At 60.1% G+C, this 7,423-nt stretch carries 4 protein-coding genes; 2 read left to right on the top strand and 2 right to left on the bottom strand.

The window, feature by feature from the left end; genetic code table 11:
- The first annotated feature begins 151 nt into the window (after nt 1–151).
- On the top strand, nt 152–367 hold the full coding sequence (locus OJJ21_RS10755) for a SlyX family protein (protein WP_297686025.1): 216 nt from the start codon (nt 152–154) through the stop codon (nt 365–367).
- Nucleotides 368–807: 440 nt separating this feature from the next.
- Here OJJ21_RS10755 and OJJ21_RS10750 read toward each other — a convergent pair whose 3' ends face one another.
- Both OJJ21_RS10750 and OJJ21_RS10745 read right to left on the bottom strand, forming a co-directional pair.
- On the bottom strand, nt 808–2,232 hold the full coding sequence (locus OJJ21_RS10750) for an HlyD family type I secretion periplasmic adaptor subunit (RefSeq protein ID WP_297686023.1): 1,425 nt from the start codon (nt 2,230–2,232) through the stop codon (nt 808–810).
- Nucleotides 2,222–4,372 carry a type I secretion system permease/ATPase gene (locus OJJ21_RS10745; protein WP_297686027.1) on the bottom strand — a complete coding sequence of 717 codons (2,151 nt, stop codon included), beginning with the start codon at nt 4,370–4,372 and terminating at the stop codon, nt 2,222–2,224. The genes OJJ21_RS10750 and OJJ21_RS10745 overlap by 11 nt, the downstream gene beginning before the upstream one ends.
- A 374-nt stretch (nt 4,373–4,746) precedes the next feature.
- Here OJJ21_RS10745 and OJJ21_RS10740 point away from each other — a divergent pair.
- The coding region (locus OJJ21_RS10740) for an FG-GAP-like repeat-containing protein (protein ID WP_297686021.1) at nt 4,747–7,423 on the top strand (2,677 nt) is incomplete at its 3' end.

Here is a 7,423-nt window from a genome sequence, read left to right as displayed (position 1 = left end):
CCTGCAGATCGGCGCTTGGGTCGAGCGGCTATTCGCCCTGCCGCTCACGATCATTGACCCAAAGGCGCACGCATAGCCTCATGGCAATTGGCTGAAGATATTATCTGACGAAGCTAAGTGACAAAATACACTGTGAGCAAAGGACTTGATTATGGGCACCGACAACGCTTCCGATCGGATCGATACACTTGAAGTGCGCATCGCATATCAAGATGAAACAATTGAGGCCTTGAATCAGACTATTACCAAGCAGTGGGCGCAGATCGACAAACTGACGCGCCAGGTCGAGTCCCTTACTGGTCGCTTAAGTGAAATCGAAGCGAAGTCGGCACCAGGCCCAATGAGTGAGCGCCCCCCGCACTACTGATGCGGATAGCCTACCGAGACAGATAGTCTGGATCATCTCGATCAGCCGCCCCCGAGATAATGTAAAATCAATCGACCAGGCTCCAGCCCTCGCCGGAATCCTAATCTGCAATGATTCGGATCACTGCCAATTTAGTTCAAAAAAGTACAGATCACCCACGGGCATGGGACAGTCTCTCAATCATTGAGGGACAGAACAAGCTCTGAACCGTCTCAATAGGCATGCTAGCCCCAACCTATCCGCTTCAGAGACTTACATCGACTCGTCCCAGATCAAATGCCAGTCCAGTTCCGCTCCAAACTTTAGTCGCGGAGTCGAATCGGAATCATAACGTTAGTGGGACTAACATCCCTTGATCACACTTAAACACCTGTCCCGCAAAACCCCTTCTTGAGCCTTAGACTCACGGCTATTTCAGCACGCCGCCGGAACCGCCAGCCTCACCGCTCGCGCAGACTTTCCTGTCGATAGCGGGCGATTGGCGACAGCAGATAATCGATGACACGCCGGCGATCCGTTTTGACTTCTGCGGTCAGCGCCATGCCGGCGCCAAGTTCAATCTGGCGGCCCTCGACGTTTATTGAGCTTCGCTCGAGCGCCACCCGGATCGGATAAATCAGCCCCCGCTTCTCGTCCTGGACAGCATCCCGGGAGACCGAAATCACCTTGCCCGGAATAGTCCCGTACTTCGTGAACAGGAACGTCTCGACTTTCACCTCAACATCCTGGCCAGGCTGGATGAAGCCGATATCCCGGTTCTGGACCGTGGCCTCCACCTCGAGCGGGGCATTGTCGGGCACGATCACCATCAGGACTTGCGCCGGTGTCACCACACCACCGATGGTATGGATCACCAGTTGCTGAACCATACCATCCAGTGGTGCTGTCAAGGTCTGTAGCCCGTGACGCTGCTCTGCCTTAAGAAACTCTTCCTCAAGTGCGCCGGCCTTACGCTGGGCCTCATCGCGCTGACTAAGCACTATCTTCAGATACTCGGACTGGATCTGGCGGCGCTGGCGCTGCAGGGCCTCGAGCGCGGCAGAAGCTTCCTCCCGGCGGTGTCGCTGGCCCCTGAGTGTGTATTCCATCTCGACCTGCTGCTGCTGGAGCTCGAGAGCCAGCAGCCGCGAACCAAACCCCTTTTGTGCCAGTTCGGTTCTGGCATCACTGCGAGTTCGCAGCAACGGCAAGGCATTCTCGAGCCGGGCGATATCGGCTTCGACTGATTTGCGCTCCGCCTTGCGGCGGTCCAGCTCCGCATCCAATCCTGCCAAGCGGGCTAGATGCTCATCCACCTGACTGGCAAGCATCGCGGTATGGAGATCAGCGAGGTATTTCGGTGTCCCGATCGGTGGCACAAACCTCCTGAGGGCTTCGGTGGGCATTGCCGCGGCTTCAAGCCGCGCCGCATCAAGGCGCGCGGCAACCAGTTCCGAGGTCAGGCGCCGCATATCCGCGCCGGCCGCTGTCGAATCGAGTTCAACCAAGTTCTCGCCGGCCCCGACATGCTGCCCATTCTGCACGTGGATGGCGCGAACCACCCCCGGCTCCAAAGGTTGGATCAATTTGCTCTGACCCGCGGGAATGGTGCGTCCTTCGGCGATCGCAACAATGTCGAGCTCCCCCACAAATGACCAGGCAAGACTGACGGCTAGCAACGCAGTCATGGCCCAGAAAGTATAGCGCGCCGTCGGCGATGCCGGGGTTTCGAGAATCTCCAGCGCAGCCGGCAGGAATTCTACTTCATTGCGCTGCCGCGGTTGCTGCGGCCCTCGCTGTTTCTCGCGTTTCCAGGCGGCATAGGCAATCTCCGCCGCGTTGCGCAGTCCTCCCCAGATCGATTGTCCGCCACTATTAGACGACATGGAGCCCTCCGGCCTGCTGCCGCATCATCGTCGCGAACCGGCCACCTTGGTGCATCAATTGTTCTGGCGCCCCATCCTCAACAATCTGGCCGTGGTCGATCGTGATGATCCGATGCGCCATGCGTACGGCTGAAAGTCGATGGGCAATGATCAGAACCGTTCGCCCCTTGCAGATATGTTCCATGTTGGCGTGTATAGCCGCTTCGGATTCGACGTCGAGCGCGCTGGTTGCCTCGTCGAAAATCAGAATGCGCGGATTACCGATCAACGCTCGAGCGATGGCAATACGCTGCCGTTGGCCGCCGGACAGGGTCGAGCCACGTTCGCCAACGACCGTATCGTAGCCCTGCGATAGGGCGACAATGAAATCATGCGCGCCGGCCAGCTGGGCCGCAACGATGACTCGCTCCAGCGGCACGCCGGGATCAGCCAGCGCGATATTCTCGCGGATGCTGCCACTGAACAGCGTGTTTTCCTGCAGCACCACGCCGACCGAACGACGTAGCGATGCGGGATCGATCTGGCTCAGATCGAGGCCGTCGACACTGACCTTGCCTGCTTCCGGTACATACAGACGCTGAACCAGCTTGGTCACCGTGCTCTTGCCCGAACCGGATGGTCCGACAATGCCCAGAATCTGTCCGGCCGGAATCACCAGCGAGAGATTACGCAGGATTTCCGGGCCGTCGGGCCTGTAGCGGAATGTTGCGCGGTCGAATTCAATGTGGCCCCGCAGTTGCGGCAGTGATTGCCGGCCCGCGCTGATGCCGGCTTCCGAATGCGTATTCAGGATATCACCAAGACGATCAATAGAGATTCGCGCCTGCTGGAAGTCCTGCCACAACTGGGCAATCCGCAGGATCGGGCCGCTGACACGCCCCGCCAGCATATTGAAAGCGATCAATTCGCCCACTGTCAGCTCGCCGCCGATGACCAGCTGGGCACCGACCCAGAGTATTGCCGCCGTCCCTATTTTACTGATCAGCTGTGCGGCCTGGCTGGCGAAGTTGGACAGATTTCCGACGCGGAATGAAGCCCGGACATAAGCCGCCAGCAGTTCCTCCCAGCGACGCTGCATCTGCGGTTCCACCGCCATCGCTTTCACCGTCTCGATGCCGCCGACACGCTCGACCAGGAACGACTGGTTCTCCGAGCCACGGACGAATTTTTCATCGAGGCGACGTTTCAGCGTCGGAGTCACAGCCAGTGAAATGGCGATATAGAAAGGCACTGCCGCCAGACAGATCCAGCTCAGCAATGGACTATACACGAACATCACGGCGATAAAGACGAACGTGAATACGAGATCCACTGCGACCGTGACGGTCGAACCGGTCAAGAAATTGCGGATATTCTCCAGCTCGCGCACCCGTGCGACGCTGTCGCCGACGCGTCGCGCTTCGAAATAGGCCAGCGGTAGTCCCATGAGATGACGGAATAGCTGCGCGCCAAGCTCCAGATCGACCCGGTTTGTGGTGTGGGAGAAAAGATACGCTCGCAGTCCGCCGAATACCGCTTCGAAAACGGCAATCGCGACGAGCGCAAAGATCAGGACATCCAGTGTCGAGAGCGACCGGTGCACCATGACCTTATCGATCACGACCTGAAACATCAGCGGTGCGACAAGCGCCAGCAACTGGATGATGAAGGAGGCAACCAGCACCTCACCGAACATCTTGCGGTATTTTACGATGGCCGGGATGAACCACGATACGTCGAAGCGGCGTTGGGCGCCGGCCAGATCGGCCCGCGTTGTCACCAGAATCAATTCCTGGTTCCAGACCGCCTCGAATTCGGCGCGCGTCATTGGCCTGGCTTTTCCGTCATGCCCGTCGGCGACCAGTACGCCTTCCCTGCCCTGTTCTTCACGGACCGCGGCCAGGACGACGAACCCGCCATCCCTCAGGCCGGCAATGGCCGGCAGCGGTGTGCGAGCGAGCCGCTGCCAGCTCGTCGCGATTTTTCGGATTTTCAGATCGAGCTGGCGGCCTGCGCGGACAATCTCCTCGCTGGAAGCCTGCCCACTCGGATTGGCAAATCTGTGCAGTAGCTGCCCTGTATCGACCGGCCGGCCGAGCACGCGCATGATCAACGCGAGGCAGAGGAGTCCCCTGTCGCCTTCAGCCGGCCTGCCTGCCACCTGCTCCACTAAATTCCCCCACTACCCTCTTAACCATTTGAGGCATTGAGCGATGCCTCTCGGTAAAAGAAGCCGCCCCGCGTTCAGCGCCACGGCATCTTATAAGGGCAATCGGCTCCGCATGCCGATAGCCCATCCTCATAAATACGCCTTCCCAAAAGTGTGCATCATGCAACTGTAGTACATCAAGGGTTTAGTTGGGGTAGCATAGGCAATGCGAATCGCACCTAAAAAACGGGAGCAGAACTGTGCCGAACCAGAATCCGAATGCCGTTAACAATGGTGGTTCCGTCTTTGCGAGTGTGCCGTTGTCATCCTTGGGCGTTCGTGCAGCCACCGGATTGTCATCGATCTACCAGATAAGCACGGGCCAGATGAATGGCGACGGCGCCATCGACCTGATGGTGGACACTGCCACCAGCCTGAGCGGCGGCAACGGCGTGATCTTCGGCCAGACAGGTTCGCTGACCACGCAGCTGAACGGCGACAGCTTCGCCAGCGCGGCGACCAACGGCCCGGCGGTGTTCAAATTCACCAGCGACAACGGCACGGCCGGCATCGGCGACATCAACAACGACGGCTTTATCGACGTCATCACTGCCACGGGCAGCACCACGGCCTCGGTCCGGCTGGGCGGCGCGACCACCGACAACGTGGCGGATCAGAACCTGTCGCTGGGGATTGGTTATTCCACCACGGGCAACCCGGTGGTGGCCGATTTCAACGGCGATGGCCATGCCGATCTTTTCATGAGCGCGGCGAACAGTTCGGCGGTCAACGGCGCCTCGGCGACCTCGCCGGCGCTGGCGATGTGGCTGGGCAACAGCAACGGAAGCGGCATCGCCAACACGCCGACCGCGACCGCATATAGCGGGATCACGCCGGTGGGCGTGTCGTCGCTCTTCAATGCCGCCTATGCCCTGGGCGCAACCGATCTTAATGGCGATGGCTATGCGGATATCGTGACCAATGTTGGTGCCGCCAATGACGGCCAGACCAATTACGGCCCGATCAAGGTGACTTTCGGCAATTCCGCCGGCAACTTCGCGTTGGACATGTCGAGCAGTGCGGGCGGCGTGCTGCTGAGCAACTTCGACGTCGGCGGCGGCAATCCGCTGGCGCGTGTGGTGGCCGCTGGCGGCGATGTGAATGGTGATGGCAAGCAGGATCTGCTCGGCTGGAACGAGGGCGGCACCGGCGGCTTCGTTCTGTTCGGCAGCACCAGCTACACGGCCGGCAACAGCGTGGATATTGCCGCGCTGAACGGCAGCACCGGCGTGCGCTTTACCGGTGCGGGCGCAGCAGTGACCGAGATGACCGCCGGCGACCTCAACGGCGACGGCATCGATGACATCGTGATCGCCAGCCAGACCGCCAATTCCGGTGCCGGCAAGCTGTGGGTGGTCTGGGGCAAGCAGGGTGGCTTCAACTCGGGCAGCATCGACCTGTCGACCAATAATCCCGTGCTGTTTACCACCATCACCGGTGCCGCCAGTCAGGGCATCGGCTCTGCTCTGTCCATCACGGATATGAATGGCGACGGAAAGAACGATCTGGTGGTCGGTTCAAACAGTGGCACCATCGATGTGGTGTCAGGCGAGACTTTCGAAGGCATGCTGACCACGCCGCTGAAATGCTATAGTACCTTTGAGGACAAGCCGCTCACGCTGTCTACTGCCATGCTGCTTGGCAACGACAGCGATCCAGATGGTGACCCGCTGACGATCCAGTCAGTGCAGGGTGCAGTCGGCGGCACGGTCGCTTTCGACCTGGACGGCAATATCGTTTTTACGCCAACGGCCAACCATAACGGCGCAGCCAGCTTCACCTACACGATCTCCGACGGCAATGGCGGCACCGATACCGCCACTGTCAACCTGACCGTGAAGTCGGACGAGATGTCGCTGGCCTCCGTGGGAGTGCGTGCAGGCAGCGGTCTGCCATCGGTGAATCAGTTGACCTTCGGGGATGTTAACGGAGATGGCGCCGTCGACCTGCTGGCGGCAGTCGGCCGTACGGTCGGTGGCAGCAACGGTGTGCTCTTTGGTGAGGCCGGTTCGTTGGCCACCAAACTGAATGGCGGCGACTATGCCAGCGCGGCGGCCAATGGTCCGGCCGTGTTCAAACTGTCGCCCTTTGAGGGCGTGGTCGGGATCGGCGATGTCAACAATGACGGTTTCGACGATACCATCCAGGGAATCACCGCCACGACGGCCGGAATACGCCTGGGCGGCACGACGCCAGACAATGTAACAGATCAGACCATTTCATGGGGCATCGGCTATGGCTCGACCGGCACGCCCCTGGTGGCCGACTTCAATGGCGATGGCTATGCCGACCTGTTCGTTTCGGTGGCCAACAGCACGGCCGTAAACGGCTCCGCCTCAGCGACCACACCTGCGCTCGCACTCTGGTTGGGCGGCGCCAACGGCATCGCCAATACGCCGACTGCAACTGCCTATAGCGGCATCGAGGGTGTCGGTGTGTCGTCGAAGTTCAATATGGCGGTGGCAATGGGTGTCACCGATCTGAATGGCGATGGCTATGCCGATATCGTGACCAACGTAGGCGCTCGTAATGACGGCCAGACCAATTATGGCCCAGCCAAGGTGACATTCGGTAATTCCTCCGGCAGTTTCGCGGCGAATATGGCCACCGCTGCCGGCGGGCTGATTCTCAATAACTTCGACGTTGCGGGCACTGATCCGCTGGCGCGTGCGGTGGCCAGTGGCGGCGATGCAAACGGCGACGGCATGCAGGACCTTCTCGGGTGGAATGAGACGGGCGCCGGCGGCTTTGCCCTGTTCGGCAGCACCGACTACACGGCCGACAGCAGCGTGAATATTGCCGCCTTCAATGGCAGCAATGGCGTCCGCTTCACCGGAACCGACTCGGCAGTGACCGAAATGGCCGTGGGCGATCTCAACGGCGATGGTATCGGCGATATTGTGCTGGGCAGCCAGGCCGCCAATTCCGGCGCCGGCAAGCTGTGGGTCGTGTGGGGCAAGGACGGCGGCTTCTCGTCGGGCAGCATCGATCTGTCGGCGGAGG

The sequence above is a fragment of the Ferrovibrio sp. genome, from assembly GCF_025869515.1.
Taxonomy (GTDB): Bacteria; Pseudomonadota; Alphaproteobacteria; order Ferrovibrionales; family Ferrovibrionaceae; genus Ferrovibrio.
The sequence above is the reverse complement of the archived record's forward strand: the minus strand, read 5'-3'. Positions and strand labels throughout refer to the sequence as shown.